14 protein-coding genes are annotated in these 15610 nt (G+C 60.7%); 8 read left to right on the forward strand and 6 right to left on the reverse strand.

Features of this window, described 5'->3' with window-relative positions; genetic code table 11:
* Positions 1–2 precede the first annotated feature (2 nt).
* From BPHY_RS31090 to BPHY_RS31120, 7 genes are all read left to right on the forward strand, one after another.
* Positions 3–437, forward strand: a complete 435-nt coding sequence (locus BPHY_RS31090; protein WP_012405442.1) for a YeeE/YedE family protein — start codon at positions 3–5, stop codon at positions 435–437.
* 1 nt (position 438) lies between these two features.
* The gene (locus BPHY_RS31095) at positions 439–894 is read left to right on the forward strand and encodes a YeeE/YedE family protein (RefSeq protein WP_012405443.1); all 456 of its coding nucleotides are present in this window, start codon (positions 439–441) and stop codon (positions 892–894) included.
* Between the two features lie 54 nt (positions 895–948).
* The gene (locus BPHY_RS31100; RefSeq protein ID WP_012405444.1) at positions 949–1767 is read left to right on the forward strand and encodes a sulfite exporter TauE/SafE family protein; all 819 of its coding nucleotides are present in this window, start codon (positions 949–951) and stop codon (positions 1765–1767) included.
* A gap of 304 nt (positions 1768–2071) precedes the next feature.
* Positions 2072–2647, forward strand: a complete 576-nt coding sequence (locus BPHY_RS31105) for a Spy/CpxP family protein refolding chaperone (protein ID WP_012405445.1) — start codon at positions 2072–2074, stop codon at positions 2645–2647.
* A gap of 81 nt (positions 2648–2728) precedes the next feature.
* Positions 2729–3616, forward strand: coding sequence for a sulfurtransferase (locus BPHY_RS31110; protein WP_012405446.1), 888 nt, complete (start codon positions 2729–2731; stop codon positions 3614–3616).
* Between the two features lie 551 nt (positions 3617–4167).
* Positions 4168–4647: a hypothetical protein gene (locus BPHY_RS31115; protein WP_012405447.1), complete on the forward strand. Its 480-nt coding sequence runs from the start codon at positions 4168–4170 to the stop codon at positions 4645–4647.
* Between the two features lie 65 nt (positions 4648–4712).
* Positions 4713–5654: a universal stress protein gene (locus BPHY_RS31120; RefSeq protein WP_012405448.1), complete on the forward strand. Its 942-nt coding sequence runs from the start codon at positions 4713–4715 to the stop codon at positions 5652–5654.
* Positions 5655–5744: 90 nt separating this feature from the next.
* On the opposite strand, the gene BPHY_RS31125 is transcribed toward BPHY_RS31120, so the two are convergent.
* Complete coding sequence (locus BPHY_RS31125) at positions 5745–8036, reverse strand: heavy metal translocating P-type ATPase (protein WP_012405449.1); 2292 nt, start codon at positions 8034–8036, stop codon at positions 5745–5747.
* A gap of 225 nt (positions 8037–8261) precedes the next feature.
* Between BPHY_RS31125 and BPHY_RS31130 the strand changes: the two genes are divergently transcribed.
* On the forward strand, positions 8262–8549 hold the full coding sequence (locus tag BPHY_RS31130; protein ID WP_244257771.1) for a hypothetical protein: 288 nt from the start codon (positions 8262–8264) through the stop codon (positions 8547–8549).
* A gap of 98 nt (positions 8550–8647) precedes the next feature.
* Here BPHY_RS31130 and BPHY_RS31135 read toward each other — a convergent pair whose 3' ends face one another.
* The 5 genes from BPHY_RS31135 to BPHY_RS31150 all read right to left on the reverse strand — a co-directional run bounded on the left by BPHY_RS31135 (position 8648) and on the right by BPHY_RS31150 (position 15460).
* Positions 8648–9814 carry an efflux RND transporter periplasmic adaptor subunit gene (locus BPHY_RS31135; RefSeq protein WP_012405450.1) on the reverse strand — a complete coding sequence of 389 codons (1167 nt, stop codon included), beginning with the start codon at positions 9812–9814 and terminating at the stop codon, positions 8648–8650.
* A complete protein-coding gene (locus BPHY_RS31140) occupies positions 9811–12180 on the reverse strand; it encodes an ABC transporter permease (protein ID WP_012405451.1) in 2370 nt (789 codons plus the stop codon). The genes BPHY_RS31135 and BPHY_RS31140 overlap by 4 nt, the downstream gene beginning before the upstream one ends.
* A complete protein-coding gene (locus BPHY_RS31145) occupies positions 12174–12878 on the reverse strand; it encodes an ABC transporter ATP-binding protein (protein WP_012405452.1) in 705 nt (234 codons plus the stop codon). The genes BPHY_RS31140 and BPHY_RS31145 overlap by 7 nt, the downstream gene beginning before the upstream one ends.
* Positions 12879–13122: 244 nt before the next feature.
* Positions 13123–13584: a hypothetical protein gene (locus BPHY_RS40195; protein ID WP_012405453.1), complete on the reverse strand. Its 462-nt coding sequence runs from the start codon at positions 13582–13584 to the stop codon at positions 13123–13125.
* 766 nt (positions 13585–14350) lie between these two features.
* Positions 14351–15460 (reverse strand): substrate-binding protein, encoded by a 1110-nt coding sequence (locus BPHY_RS31150; protein WP_012405454.1) that lies wholly within the window; start codon positions 15458–15460, stop codon positions 14351–14353.
* Positions 15461–15610 lie beyond the last annotated feature (150 nt).

Raw genomic sequence — 15610 nt, forward strand, 5'->3', positions numbered from 1 at the left:
TCATGCTGGTCGACCTTGGACATTTCACACCGGGCCTCTCGTTGACAGGCGGGCTCTTGATCGGGGCCGCGGCTGCCGTGCTGATACTGTTCAACGGACGCGTCGCAGGAATCAGCGGCATCTTCGGCGGCCTGCTGAACTGGCCGCGCGATGACGTCACCTGGCGTCTCGCGTTTCTGGCGGGGCTTGTGGGCGCACCGGTCATCGCGGCACTGCTGGGCGAGCCTGCACAGGCGGAGATTGAGACGAGCTGGGGCGCGATCCTTGCGGCCGGATTTCTTGTCGGCATGGGTACCCGCTATGCCAGCGGCTGCACCAGCGGCCACGGCGTATGCGGTCTCTCCAGAGGGTCCGTGCGCTCGCTGGTCGCTACCGCAACCTTCATGTCCGCGGGAATTCTCACTGTCTTTGTACAACGTCACCTGATCGGAGGCTGATATGGCAGCCCTCAAGACAACGCTCATCGCACCGGTTACGGCATTGCTCGCCGGCCTTCTTTTCGGGGTTGGCCTGATGGTGTCAGGCATGGCAAATCCGGCGAAGGTGCTGGCTTTTCTCGATCTGGCCGGCCGGTGGGACCCGTCACTCGCCTTTGTGATGGCGGGCGCCATTGCGGTGGGCTCACTTGCATTTTTCGCAGCAAGACGCCTTGACAGGTCATATCTCGGCATGCCGATGCAACTTCCCGTTAGCACTGCCATCACGCCGAGACTGGTTCTGGGTAGCGCCGTCTTCGGCATCGGCTGGGGGCTTGCCGGTTTCTGCCCGGGTCCCGCGCTGGTTGCGCTGGGCGCTGGCTACCCCAAGGCCGTCGCGTTCGTAGCGGCAATGGTCGCCGGCATGGCCGTCTTCGAACTGATCGAGCGGACGAAAGCCACAACGCAGCGCGCGTGAGTGCGGCCTGCGCCAACCGCTAAGGCTCATCGTTGAATAAATAGAGGTTGTCCGGTGGAACATGTGATTCTCAGCAGCGCCGCACTCGGTCTTGTCGTCGGCCTCATCCTCGCGCTCACGGGGGCAGGCGGCGCCATCCTCGCAGTGCCATTGCTGCTGTTTGTGCTGCATCTGAACATCGCCGAGGCCACGCCCATCGCCCTGTTGGCCGTAGGCGTCTCCGCCGCGCTGGGTGCATTGATGGGGCTGCAGACCCGCATCGTGCGCTACCGCGCCGCAGCGCTGATGGCAGTGACAGGTACGGTGTTCTCGCCCGTCGGGCTGTGGCTTGCCCATCGGCTGCCGAACGGACCGCTCACCCTCGTCTTTGCCGGCGTGCTGGCGTACGTCGCGCTCCGGATGTTCCGACAGGCTGCCGTCGGCACGCCTCACGAAGTTCGCAGCGATTCGGCTCTACAACCATGTCGGCTCGATAGCGGCACAGGCCGTTTCGTGTGGACTGCGGCCTGCACGCGCGCACTCGCCCTTGCGGGCATCGGCGCGGGCTTCTTGTCCGGCCTGCTCGGCGTGGGCGGAGGCTTCGTCATTGTCCCCGCGCTGCGTAAAGCCACCAATGCGCCGGTGCCGGCAATCATGGCGACATCGCTTGCCGTTATCACACTGGTGTCCGCTTCCGGCGTCATCGCGACGGCGATCTCAGGTCATATGAACTGGCCAGTGGGGGTGCCGTTTGCGGCAGGCGCCCTGAGCGGCATGCTGGCTGGGCGGCTCGTCGCCAGCCGGTTGAGCGCTAACAGGCTGCAACAGGGCTTCGCGCTCGTCGCGGGTCTCATTGCCGTCGGCATGGTCGCCAAGGTCGCCATGTCCGTTTGAGTTCCCCCATCAGAAGCTCACCGGTACTTCCGGACTTGCCTTAACGGATTCACTCCAATCTGCCACGCGTTGGCAGATGCGTTTCAATGCGCAGGCCGCATCCGGACCGAATGCTCCCTCCATCCCCCAATCCGGTTCTTATTGAAGACATCCCAGTTCCTGGCGGGCCTTCCATCAACGGAACGCGCAGCGCCTTGCGTTGATGTGTATCAAGACAGACTGGTCCCCAGCGCATAGGCTGGACCTGTCTGGTCAGGGTTCCCGCGCGCGGGAACGTGAATGCATCGAAGCGAAGGAGACATGGATGCGTATTCAAGTATGGAGCAAGAGCCTCATTGCGCTCGCAATCGGAATCTCCTGGGTCTGCACTGTCTCAGCACAAAGCGCGTCCCAGAGCACCCCTCCCCAATCGGACAGAGGAGACTGGGGATGCGGGGGCGGACCTAGCATGATGGGCGGCGGAATGATGGGATACAGCATGGGTCCGGGCGGCGGAATGATGGGATATGGCATGGGCCCAGGGATGATGCGTGGATACGGGATGGGCTCAGGCATGGGTCTCAACGGGTGGGCCGGGACCCTCGACCTGACCGATGCACAGCGTGCGAAGATCAACCAGATCCAGGACGAGACCCGCAAAGCCCACTGGACCCTGATGGGCAACATGATGGACCAGCAAGCCCGCCTGAGGGATCTGTATGAAGCTCCCAAACGTGACTCCGCTGAGATCGCCAAAACCTACAAAACCATCGATGCGCTCCGGCAAAAGATGTTCGACTCGTCGATCGACGCGCACAAGAGAATCGAAGGCCTTCTGACGGCGCAGCAACAGCAAAAGCTGCGTAGTTACAGGAGCCAGCAGCAGGAGCTGCAATGGTAGCGGGTGTTCATCTCGCGTAAGCGCGGCCTGTCGTATACGTGCCGCGCGAAAGAGAAGCACCGGCTATAGAAGGAGTATGCCGTGACCGACAATGTCCTTGTGTCACCGGCCGAACTGGTCGACATGTCGAAGTCTGTGGCCGTTGTGCCCATCGACACGCGAGATGCGGCAAGCTACGCCGAAGCACACCTGCCCGGCGCCGTGAACATCCATGAGATTTTTACGTATCTCGCGACATCGACACGCGAGGGCTTGACCGCCTTGCGCGAGACCTTCACGAAGGCATTCGGCGACGCAGGCCTGTCTGGCGACGAAACCGCTGTCATTTACGAACAGTCCATGGCAACAGGGTTCGGCCAGTCATGTCGCGGCTATGTGCTGCTCCGCTATCTCGGCTATCCAAAGGACAAGATCAAGGTCTTGCACGGCGGCTTTGCCGCCTGGCGCGCAGCAGGCTTGCCAGCCACGACCGAGGTACCCGCCACGCGTGGCGCGGCGTTTCCAGTCGATACGGCAGGCAGCGGGATACTTGTCGATCTCACTACGATGAAAGATGCTGTATCAAGTCCCGACGTAGTCAAACTTGACGTCCGTGACGTCGACGAGTGGATTGGAGAAAGTTCGTCGCCGTACGGCAAGGACTTCTGCCCGCGGAAAGGGCGCATTCCGGGTTCAGTCTGGATCGAGTGGTATCGGATGATGAAGCCCACACCCACGGGGCAGATGTTCAAGTCACCCAAAGAGATTCTCGCGGAATGCGCCACTGTCGGAATCTCCCGGGAATCGCCTGTCATTGTCTTCTGTTTCAAGGGTGCCCGTGCTTCCAACACCTTCCTCGCGTTGGAGGAGGCGGGCATCAAAGACGTCAAGCTGTATTTTGGCTCGTGGAACGAATGGTCGCGTGACCCGCTTCTTCCCATCGAACAGGGTTTGCCATACAAGGACGATCGCGTCGTCGCCACGCCGTAACGCCTGATTTTCCGCTAAGCAGAACGCGACGCAGCTCGCGTATTCCGGCGCTTGCCTCGGGAAGCGACTCGGTCGCTGCACGCTTGCGCCGATGCGCCACGCTCGCATTTTGCAGCGTCGTGCATCGCCGGCCGCTGGGCTACCGTGTCGGCAAACGCGATTGCGGGCATTCCCGATAGAGCAGGCGTCCAGCGGGCGCACATATTGAGTCAGGTCCCCGACGCTTGAGCGTGACATGGGGGCCGGTGATGAACGACCGATGCGATACGAGGCGCCGCCGCGTGCTGCAATCCCTCATGGCAGGAAGCGCAGGTTGTCTTGCATTGGGATTGCCGAGACTCACGCAAGCCACGAATGCCGTCACCCTTCCCTTCGAAAACGGACTGCGCGAGCTGACAACCGACCTCGGGCGTCTCGAAGTCGAGGTGAGCTGGCCTGCTGGCAATGCTTGACCTGAATCAAGGCGCCATGCGCACGAGGCGCGACCATACCGTTGAGCAGTCCTGGATCAGCGGCGTCACGCCGCGTGGTCGAAAACGTGGGAGGTTCACATGCGCATCCGGCTACAGTTGATCGGTGCAATATTTACAACGTTTCTTTTGGGCGTATGCACTGTTATTTACGCAGACGATCTTTCGCGGACTGTCACGGCGCATGGTCTCACCGTTCACTATGGTATCGTCCCTACCAGCAAGCCTGGAGAATCTGGCTCGACAGCAGCAAGCGATGTCCCTTCTCCGGGACCGAATCAATATCATCTGACCGTCGCAATCTTTGACTCGGCCACGGGCAAGCGCGTGAGCGACGCTACGGTAGTCGCCAGCGTCAAAGGTCCCCGTTCCTACGACACGCACTTTCACGCGAAGCCGGTGGAGAAACGCCTGGATGCCGTTACGGTAGGGAGTGCCGTCACATATGGCAACGACTTCTTGATGCCATGGAGCGGGATTTATCACGTGGATCTGACAGTTACACAGAAAGACCAGCCGAAGCCGACAAAGATCCGGTTGAATTACGACCATCGTTTCTGAAGCTGGCATGTCGCCCTGGTCTGTCCGCTTGACGGATGGCAGTCGACGACCTTATGGGATAAAGCATGAATCCGACCCAATCCGACGACATCAGTCTCGCATTGCCGCGCAGAGTCCTCATTGCCGTCGATTCGTCGACAGCATCGCGAAACGCGCTTGCGTACGCTAGCAGCATCCTCCCCCACGGTGGTGAAGTCCGGCTCGTGAGCGTTGCTGAAAATCCGCATACCCTCTTTCCGACCGGTCGCCATGTCAGACACGCGCTGGATTCAGTCCGCGACAGATTACTTGAGGATGCGGCGGGAGCGCTCGAACAGGCCAAAGCGTTTCTGGCGCCACGCGACGTACGCATCGAGACGGAAGTGGTCGACCTTTCGAAGCGCGGCGGGGTCGTTGTGCAGACGTTGGTGAATGCTGCCAATGCATGGCAAGCCGAACTGCTGGTCGTCGGTGCGCACCACCATCATGGGTTGGCGCGTTGGGTAGAGGGAACCGTCTCCGAGGGGTTGACAAAGCTTCTGCACTGCCCCCTGCTTGTCGTACCGGAAGGCTATAGCGTCGAGAACGGACATTTGCCGGAGAAGATCCTGTTCGCGGTTGACGGAAGCCCTCACGCGGCAAACGCGTTGCGCTTTGGCGTGCGGTTTGCGGCACCCGACGCTTCCTTGCGAGCCATCTACGTGATTGATCGCGCGGTACGGCTCAGCGACTTCGTTCCCATCGATGCACTGGAAGACGCTTTCCTTGATGAAGGCAAACACGCCCTGGCGGCAGCGGAGCCGGTTCTTTCGCGTGTGTCGACAAGGTCGAGTACCGCACTCGTCAAGACTCGTCGCACCAGCGACGACGTTGCCCATACCATCGTTCGCGAAGCCAGCAACTGTCACGCGCAACTGATTGTGATGGGAACGCATGGCAGGAGGGGTATATCACGTTGGCTGTTTGGTAGCGTTGCGGGGCGGGTCGCGCAACTTGCGCAAACCCCGCTACTACTCGTCGGCACATAGGACGCTTGACGGAATTCCAGTAGCTGCGATCAAGGCGCCGGGTAACCGATCACGCGACGGTACCAGCGCGCGGAAACAGGAATTCGATCTTTACGCGCCCTCGGCAAGCGTATGGAACAGTTCCTCTTCCTGTGCACAATGCAGGCGTACGATAGCATCGAGTCCGTACAGCAGACGCTGGAATTCGCGAATGCTATCGGCATCGGGGCCGCCGGCTGGCACTGCCTCGGTCATTTGCCGAAGCAAACGGGAGATCCGGAAAATTTCACGGTGCATGGCGCTCATCGCCGCCATCGGGTCTTCTCCGCCGAGAAGGCGCGCAAGATCCGGATACACTTCCTGGTCGTCGCGCTGTTCATGTGGGACGAGCTTGTGTGCCAGCAAATCGCTCATGTTAGCGAGCGCGCCCGCCACGGAAGGTCCCGGCAAACGGGGCAGTTTGTCCGCGAGCTCCCTGATCTGCCCGACTACTGGACCAAGTTCGACATGCTCAGCCTTCAGGCGGTCCTCGTCACTACGGGCAAGGCTGCCCGCCATGGCTGTCGAACGAATCCTCAAGGCCCGCAGCGCGTTCGCGATGACGGCCACATCAATGATCTCCTGAAGCAACGCGCCTGACAGGGGCGGCAGGAATCCGAATGCGGCGACCACCATTGCCGCCACCGACAGCGCCATACCGGTCATCACGCTCTGGACGGCGATCCGCCGCGTGTGTTTCGCCACCCGAAACCCCTCGACAAGCCTGTCCAGCCGGTCGACCAGCAACACCACGTCCGCTGCTTCTGAAGACGCCGCGGCGCCTCGCGCCCCCATCGCAACGCCGACATCAGCGGCCGCAAGCGCAGGAGCGTCGTTGATTCCATCGCCTACCATGACAACTGGCCCTTCACGTCGTGCCGCCTGGATCGCTGCTAGCTTGTCCGCAGGTGAAAGCTCAGGCCGCACCTCCGTGACGCCCAGCATTGCCCCTACCGTTTCAGCCACATCGCGTCTGTCGCCCGTGAGCATCACGACCCGTTTGATGCCCTCCTGCTTCAGCAGCCGCAGCGCACGTGGAGTTTCAAGCCGGATCTGATCCGCCATCTGCAGGGCCCCGGCCATGCTACCGTCGACCCCGACGAACACAGCAGAGGCGCCCTCGTACGTCAGGCGATGAAGAAAAGCTTCGCACCAGGATGCCGGCGTCGCGAGCGATGATACGAAGACATAAGAGCCAATCGCGACGATATGGCCATCCACTTCGCCCTGAACTCCGGCACCGGGTCGCTCGTCCACGCGGGTTGGTAGTGACAGGGGGAGATTGCGCTCGCGCGCAGCCGCAGTTACCGCTTCGGATATGACGTGTGCTGACGCCTGGCCTAGCGACGCGGCAAAGCGCAGAACCGTCTCGGGAGCAGTGCCAATGCCTGCTTCGATTGCGACGAGGCGCGCGTGCCCTCCCGTCAGCGTTCCCGTTTTGTCGAAGAACAGTACGCTCGCTTGCGCGAGCCGTTCCAGCGCACCTCCACCTTTCACGAGCACGCCCCGTTTCGCACAACGCGACATACCGGAAACAATGGCCACAGGAACTGCAAGAATCAGCGGGCACGGGGTTGCGACCACAAGCACAGCAAGCGCCCGTGCGATTTCTCCGGAGATCAGCCAGCTACCTGCGGCAAGTGCAAGCGCGGCAAGCACGAACCACAGCGCGTAGCGATCAGCAAGGCGGCTTGCCGGACTGCGCTCGCGCTGCGCTGACTGCACCATGCGGACTATCCCAGCAAACGTGCTGTCTGCCGCGCTCGCGGCAGCGACCATCTCGAACGCAACACCGACACTCACGACGCCACTATTGACCGGCTCGCCGGGTGAGCGTTGCCGGATCGCGGATTCCCCGGTGAGCGTGGATTCGTCAAGTTGAGCGTGGCCGATCAGCGAGCCGTCGACGGGAACGAGATCACCACTTCGTACCAGCAGACGATCGCCGGGACGTACCGCATCCAGTTCGACCCGGCGCCACTCACCGCCCTCAAAGCGGTTGGCGTGACGCGGAGCGCGGCTCAGTAATGCGGTCATTTCGCGGCGTGCCCGCTCCTGCGCATAGGCTTCAAGCGCCCGTCCGCTCGCCAGCATCAGCGAGATCACGGCGGCGGTCAGGAACTCGCTGAGCCCCAGTGCGAAACCGATGGCGAGCAGCGCAAGCACATCGACGCCCGCCTCATGCCGCTGCAGCGCCTTGACGATCGACACCAGCAGCGCCAGCAGAACGGGGAAGGTTCCAACGGCCCACATTGCATGCGCGAGCGCCACGTCGTCGAGCCCGGCAAACACAATGCCCGTTACGAGGCTTACGGCCGAGCCGGCCAGCAGGACAAGCTCGACTGAGCGAAGCGGACGTGTCATGAGGAAAAGATCGCAACTGGTTAGATTTCAAATCGCTGCCTTCAGCATAGGATACGAATCCTTCCGTGAAATACCCGGCCGGCATGGAATCGTCATTTCCTGGCAGATCCGAACCTTGCCGTGCTGCGCTTGATCCACATCAAGCGGTGTATCGTGCCGGGCTGCAAGCTCGTTTGATAGAAATCGCGCGGAAAATCAGGTCATGTCGACGCTGGCGACGCCGGATTGCCGCTTGGCATCATTGGTGCGGCTTTCTTTGCGGGTCGTACGATCAGCTATTCGGTCTGGGCTCACGTTGGGCGGCTCGCTTCGACCTATATCGATCTCGAGTTCCCGATCGAAGGCGGGTATCTGAGCGGCTATTTCATCGTCTCCCAGATTGCCCTTCTGAGGTCCGTGTACATACTCATGAAACTCGACTGGAAAACGCTGATCGAGCAACGAAAGCTGAAGTGGCGACGTGCCATGAGAGATCGGGACGTCGGCAGGCGCGGGCGCACGGTGAAGCGTTGAACATCGGTCCGACGAGCGCAAAATTGATTACGCGGATAATCGAGGGACCCCGCAAACACAACGCTCGATCCGCAGGAAGACGCGGGAAAGCAACGGCATCAGCGCACCATAACTCGGGCATTATTCGTCAAGGTACCGGGTGGATATACGATCACGATCTGATTACTGCCAGGACCGTCGAGAATCTCCGCTTCTTCGGAATTGCGCTGTCCGATGCGCACAACGCGCTGTATAGCACGCTTGCGCTCGACCGCGAAAACGCACCATTGCTGCCCACAGCGGAACAGCGAGCCGATGGGAAGTTTTACCACGTCAGATCTTTCCCAGATCACAATCCTGCCCAAGACCCGATACCCGTCGTTCAGCCGGCCCGGGACGCCCCACAGATCAGCAATGACATGCACGCGCTGCTCTTCAACTCCCAGCGCCGAAACCTTGGTAAAAGCGCCCGGCTCGACCACCCGCACTTTTGCATCGATTGGCACAGGCCCGCCCCAGTCTTCCACCGACATGCGCATCCCGGGACTGATCTTGACGGCGTCCGTTGAGAGAACATCTACGACCACTTCATAGCGAGAGGGATCGGCGAGCACCATCACGGCAGCACCGGCTGACACTACGCGTTCGCTCCGCTCATCAACACGCAGGAGGACGGCATCGACAGGAGCGCGGACTTCCACGGGATGCCCGGCTTCCAGTGCTCGCAGATTCGCCTTCGCGGCTCGTACTTCTGCTGCCGCAGATGTTGCGCGGGCGCGGGCTGCATCGAGGTCGCTCATGCCGGATGCCTCGGTGACGCGGAGTTGCTCCAATCCCTGTTTCGAGATGCCGCCATACTCGATCAATGCCTTGCCTCTCTGATACTCCCTGCGCGCCTGTTCGAGATCGGCACGAACATGATCGACGTGCGCCAGCGCTTCCCCATAAGCCGCTTCCGCCGACTCCACATGGGCGCGCTGTTCCGCGCTTTCCCCGGGCGTCATAGCGACGGGCACCAGCACCGCAATCACCTGTCCCGCACGCACATGGTCCCCCTCGCGCATGGTCACGCGCAGCAAACGACCAGTGATCGGCGCCGTGACGACGTAGCGGTCATGTGCTCGGATCTCCCCATCCTCGTCGATCGTGACCCGAAGCGGTCCCCGGCTCACCGGTGCCGTATCGACAACAACCGCTTTCGGCCAGAACGCGCCCGCCAGAATCGCGGCGGCTGTGAGCGTCGCGGCCGCAATGAGTAACCCCGATCGAATGCGGTTGCGCTTCATGATTCGCGCGCCTTGAGGACCGCGACGATATCGAGGCGCCTGATCTTCCACGCCACGACCAGTCCGGAGCACGCCACCGAGCCGGCGGTGACGAGTAGCGCGTACGCGAACGTCGGAGCTTCGATGACAAGCGGCAGACGGTACAGATCGGTGGCAAGGCGTCGGACCAGCAACGCGCAGATGCCATATCCGAGCAACAGACCGATAGGCGCTGATGCCGTAGCGAGCACGAATTGTTCGCCAAGGAGGATCCGGGCGACTTCTGCGCGCGTGAAGCCAAGTACGCGCAACGATGCCAGTTGCTGTGCGCGTTCCGAATAGGCGATACGCATCCCGTTGAAAGCAACCCCGAAGACGATGATGCAGGCGAACACGAAATTGATTGTGGTCGAAAGACGCACGCTTTCGTTCATGATCTTGCGGAAACTGTCTATTACCGTTTGCCGGACGGCCACCGTACTGACGGCCGGCATACGCTTGAGCGTGCCGTACAGAGGCTCCAGCGCGCGCGCGTCGGTCTGCAACCACGCCCCCGTCCAGTTGCCGCTCTCTTCAAGCAGGCGCGCGAGGGCCTGCTGATCCATATACGCCCGAATGCCGACCAGCTCTCCGACCTTACCCGTCACCATCACCTGTCGCGACTGGCGCTTGCCCTCGAGCAACTCCACCGTGATCCTGTCACCTGCGCGCAGTCCCAGCGCGTGCGCGAGTTGTGACGAGATCAGCATCCCGTCCGGGGGCACGCGCAACGGCAGACCCTGTTCATCGACAAGGCGATGCATCGCTGCCGTCGTCGAGATTCCGCTCAGGTTGATCCGGCGAGAGCGGTATCCATAGGAAAGTCTGACGGGCACATCGCGAAACGGCTCGACCGTCAACACGCCGGGCAAGCTTTCGAGCGCGAACAATGCCCGATGCGACAGTGGCTGTGCAAACGTGATGGTCACGTCCTGACGTTCAACGCGTTGAAACTGCACATCGAAGAGATAATCGATAGCATCGAAAAAGAATCCCCCTATCACGAGGATCGCGCTCGCACTGGCAATCGCAAGACAGGAAAGCGCAGATTTGACGGGCTGCCGCGCGATATTGCGCACAACCATTCGCCCGGTCACGCTGAGGTGCCGGGACAATCCAGTCCGTTCCGCCCAGCCTGCCGCGAATGCCGGTGGCAATACGGGACGTAGTGCTTCGACGGGCATCAATCTCGCAGCCTTCGCCACGCTTGCCGCCGTGCCCGCAACTGCGGTGACGAAACTCACGGCAATGACAGAGATCATGACGGATCGGTCAGCCTGGTACTCGAGATGGGCAAAGCGATAGTATCTCGCGTACATGTCCGTGAGATAGGATCCGAGCCCCAGCCCGGCCGCCACGCCGATCGCGGTCCCCACCGCCGCGATCAGCGAGGCCAGCTGGAGATAGTGCAGCGCGACCCGCGCGTTTCCGTATCCGAATGCCTTCATCAAACCGATTTGTGCGCGTTGGGTATCGATCAGCCTGCTCAGCACACTCTGTAACAGAAACATGGCCACGCAGAAAAAGATCGCGGGCACATACGTAGATGTGGTCCGGTTTTGTGCGATTTCGTCGGAAATGAAGCGATGCGATAGCTGATCCTCACGCGTGACCGCACCGAGCCCGCCATAGCGTGCCAGTTCGCGGTCGACCCGGGCGACCACGTCGGATATGCGACTGCTATTGTCGAGTGCGATTGCCAGGTCGTTGAATGCCCCGTCCATGTTGAATGCAGCCGACGCGGCGTCACGTCCCATCCAGATGACACCGTAGTGCCGATTGTCCGGAAAAATAGACCCGGCTCCCGCTTCATAGACATACTCTGGCGAAAGCGCGATACCGACAATCTTGAGTTCTTTCCAGCGACCGTTCAACACGGCCCCGACGTGCTGCCCCACATCGAGATTGTTTGCTTCCGCGAAAGCAGCGCTCATCAGCACTTCATCGTCCCGGCCCGGCGACACATATCGGCCGCTTCGCAGATGCAACAGGTTAAGCACCGGCCAGGAAAACTCGGGAATTGAAACGAGATGCCCGGTCGCGGGTTCATCGAGACCGGGCACGTCGAGTGTGACATCAGACACGACGCGCGGATCGACGCGAGCGACGCCGGGCAGCGACGCGATACGCGATGCGACTGCAAGTGGGGCGCGCTTGAGCGTTACGAACAGGTCGGCGAAGCGGTAAGAGACGTAATAGTCCTGCTGCGCCGTCAGCAGACTCAAATACGTCGTGCGCATGGCGACGAATGTGGCCACGCCGCAAGCCACGACCAGCACTGCAGCAAATGCTTGCGCCCGCATGTGCCAGAGGTCCCGCCATAGAAGCCGTGTCAGGGCACTTACCATGACAGATCCCGGGCACGCGAACGCCTCGCGTTTCGACGATCTTCGACGATTGTGCCGCTGCTCATGCGCACGACGCGATTCGCCATGTCAGCGATGACAGCGTTGTGCGTAACGACAATAGTCAAGGTTCCGAACTCGCGATTGACGCGTTCGAGTACCTCGAGCACGACCCGCCCCGTCTGGAAATCCAGCGCGCCCGTAGGCTCGTCGCACAACAGGACATCGGGGCGTTTCGCTATTGCACGGGCGATCGCGACCCGCTGCTGTTCACCGCCCGACATCTGGGAAGGAAAATGATCGGCAAGTGTGCCGATGCTGACCATGTCCAGGGCGACGTCGGGATCAAGCGGCTGATCTGCAATCTCCGTCACGAGCGCCACGTTTTCACGTGCGGTGAGACCTGGTATGAGGTTATAGAACTGAAACACGAAGCCGACGTGCTCTCGACGGAATCGCGTAAGGTCCCGGTCGGGCACAGCGTCGAGCCGGTGGTCCCGGTAATTGATAGTCCCGGATGTTGGCGTATCGAGTCCGCCCATCAGATTCAGCAATGTGGATTTACCGCTGCCCGATGCGCCCAGCAGAACCACAAACTCTCCAGCTTCCAGTTCCAGAGTCACGTCGTGGAGCGCATGCACGCTTACGCTCCCCATCGGGTAGATCTTGCTGACTGCGTTGACGGAAAAGACGGTCTCCATTATTCGCTCAACATTAAAGCAGCAAGGTCTGTCACGGCGGGCAACCGGTCACCACTTCAGTGATCGACTCAAGGTCCACGATTGCAACCCTGCTCCTCGCGCGTCGTTTGATTTGCATCACTGCTTCCCATTGTCAGTGGGCTCAGGGTCGCGGAACCGACGCAGATCCACCGGACACGGAGTTACCGTATAAATGTGTGCAAAGCTCCGCGAAATGCCTGCGCAGCAATGCCACGCATGGTGATCAAGGTGTGCGGCACCCAGTACATAACTGCATGACGTCGTGCCTGTCGGGATCCTCCCAGGAAAAATGAACATCGATGCCGCCTCGCGCGGGGACCACGACTTTCCTTGTTTCTGTTACGTGCCTGTCACGCGCGGAGATCTGGTACTGGCCAGCAGGCAAATGTGCGAAGAGGAATGGGCCTGCCGTCCGTACAACCAGAAGAGATCGGGTTCCTGTGGAGATTCTTACGTCGACATCGGAGAGGTAATGACCAGACTTCGCCGACAGCGTGATCCGCACGTTGTACTTGAGTGCGACTGAATGAAACGCCTTGACTTCATCTTCTCCGATGCCGCCTGTTACATATCGGATCCCGTTTTGCATCGCTGGCGCCGGCAGCGGCTGCGCCGACACGCTGGCACACAGTATTGCCCCAACGAGAAGTGACGTTGAAAATACACTCGCACGAAAAATAGACATGGTTACCTCCCGGCCCGGCTTCTCGAGCGTGTGGCAATTGTCACGCATACCCGCAGAGCGGCACCGACCTGGCAAAAAATTGTTCACCACACCAGCATGGCGCCCGGGACAAATCATCGTTTGACGTGCGTCAAGCTCTAACGGATGGTGCGACGTAGTGTCGGTCTAGCGGTCTGTAAAAGAAGTTCAGGTTTGACGTCGGCACCCAACCGTGAAACGGAGAATTTATGAATGTGCTTCGTCGACTTGTGGGCAGGCGCCGGTTTCGTGGCAGGAGCGGTAGCGGCAGCAGCGGGTGCAGTGGCAACGGGTGCGGAAGCCTGGGCGAACGCGACTGTAGCAAACAGCGATGTAACCAGGGCCGCAGCAAGCTTCTTCATTCGGAGTGTCCAGTGGTAAGGCGACGATTCATTGCGTCGTCCACTGTCATAGCGTTGTGCGGCCCGGTTTCGGTGACGTCAGATGCGCGTTGACGTAGATACTGAAATCGTTCGTTGGTGGCATTCGCTTTTAGGTTCGGAATTGCTGAAGACTGGCGTATAGGGCTCGCACACCGAGCATCCAAAAGACGAATAGCCCCGGCCGTTCGCCGTCGGTTCTTATGTCATGTGGATCAGGCCGACCCGCCGGCTGCTTTTCCCCGCGCCGCCCGTTAGCGACGGCACGCGCGCTGATCGGCCTTTGAAGCTTTCCATAAGGCCGACTTGCTTCAATCGTGCACGATGCGAGCGCCGCAGCAGGAGCGGCCCTGCCGAGCTGCAATAGCTCAAAGACGACCAATGATCTGTTCTTTCGGATCGATGGCGCCCAGCTTTTTGAGGACCTTGAACCGGCCGCCCGTCGCCTGGGCGATATACATGTTCATGCGGACGTGATGCTGCCCCGGCACCATCTCCGCCGGGCCGCCGGGGCCTTGCGCAATCTTCGCGTGGTCGAGCGCCGCGACTACCTTGTCCTGGTCGAGCGTGTCCGCCTCACGCACCGCAGCCTCCCAGAGCTTCATGCCGCGATAGAGACCTGTGCAGGCGCTGCCGGCCGTGAACTGCGCGCTGCCGGGAAACAGCTTGTTGTAGCGGACGAGCAGATCGCGGCTGAACGGATCCTCGACCTCCTGGTAATAGTCGAGGCAGCCGTAGAGACCTTCGACCTGCCCGGCCGGCACCAGATTGAGGAAGTTCTCGTCAAAGTAGGTGCAGACCAGCTTGCCGCCACGCTTCTGGAAGCCAGAATTGTAGAGTTCCTCAAAGAACGGCGTAAGACCAGGCGGGACGATCGTATTGAAAACGACGTCGGCACTGCTGGCTACGATCTTTCTCACCGTCTCACGATAGTCCATGTGATCGAGAGGATAGTAGTCCTCCCCGACAATCTGGCCGCCGGCCGCGTCAACCAGGTCACGCACCTTCCTGTTCATCACCTGTGGCCAGATGTAGTCGGCCGACGGCAGATAGAACGTCTTTGCTCCCGTCGTCTGCATCAGCCACGGAACGAGCGGCTCGAGCTGCTGCGCCGGTACCGGGCCCGTGCAGAAGATGAGCGGGTCGGCCTCGTGACCTTCGTATTGCTCGGGGTAGATGTATAGCTTGCCGCTCTTCTTGACGACGCCTTTGATCGCCTGTCGTGTGGAGCTGTAGATCCCGCCGAGCAGCACGTCGACTCGATCATGCTCGATCAGCTTGGTGGCCTTCGCTATTGCCACGGTATCGCTAGTCGCGCCGTCCTCGAGGCAGAGCGCGAGTTCCCGGCCGAGCAGACCGCCGCTGGCATTGATGTCGTCGACCACCATCTTTGCCACGTTGGCATCGGCGATGCCCATGAACGATAGTGGGCCGGTCTGTTCGGCGATGACTCCGATTTTGACGGCTGGTTGCGTCATGACATCCTCCTCATCTCCCGGGCGGGCGACCTTCCAGACGACCGATGTAGAGCGCGACCACATCGACACGATCCGAAACAGTATAGGACGCGAACACTTGATTTTTGCAACACCGAACGGTTGCCGTCATCCGAGTAGCGGGGAAAACCG

Origin of the sequence: Paraburkholderia phymatum STM815 (assembly GCF_000020045.1) — a bacterium.
Lineage (GTDB): Bacteria > Pseudomonadota > Gammaproteobacteria > Burkholderiales > Burkholderiaceae > Paraburkholderia > Paraburkholderia phymatum.

Excerpts from the sequence above, each read along its gene's own strand:
- BPHY_RS31095 (WP_012405443.1), top strand. The coding sequence starts at position 439 with ATGGCAGCCCTCAAGACAACGCTCATCGCACCGGTTACGGCATTGCTC.
- BPHY_RS31135 (WP_012405450.1), bottom strand. The coding sequence starts at position 9,814 with ATGAAGCGCAACCGCATTCGATCGGGGTTACTCATTGCGGCCGCGACG.
- BPHY_RS31125 (WP_012405449.1), bottom strand. The coding sequence starts at position 8,036 with ATGACACGTCCGCTTCGCTCAGTCGAGCTTGTCCTGCTGGCCGGCTCG.
- BPHY_RS31105 (WP_012405445.1), top strand. The coding sequence starts at position 2,072 with ATGCGTATTCAAGTATGGAGCAAGAGCCTCATTGCGCTCGCAATCGGA.
- BPHY_RS31120 (WP_012405448.1), top strand. The coding sequence starts at position 4,713 with ATGAATCCGACCCAATCCGACGACATCAGTCTCGCATTGCCGCGCAGA.
- BPHY_RS31140 (WP_012405451.1), bottom strand. The coding sequence starts at position 12,180 with ATGGTAAGTGCCCTGACACGGCTTCTATGGCGGGACCTCTGGCACATG.
- BPHY_RS40195 (WP_012405453.1), bottom strand. The coding sequence starts at position 13,584 with ATGTCTATTTTTCGTGCGAGTGTATTTTCAACGTCACTTCTCGTTGGG.
- BPHY_RS31150 (WP_012405454.1), bottom strand. The coding sequence starts at position 15,460 with ATGACGCAACCAGCCGTCAAAATCGGAGTCATCGCCGAACAGACCGGC.
- BPHY_RS31115 (WP_012405447.1), top strand. The coding sequence starts at position 4,168 with ATGCGCATCCGGCTACAGTTGATCGGTGCAATATTTACAACGTTTCTT.
- BPHY_RS31145 (WP_012405452.1), bottom strand. The coding sequence starts at position 12,878 with ATGGAGACCGTCTTTTCCGTCAACGCAGTCAGCAAGATCTACCCGATG.
- BPHY_RS31090 (WP_012405442.1), top strand. The coding sequence starts at position 3 with ATGCTGGTCGACCTTGGACATTTCACACCGGGCCTCTCGTTGACAGGC.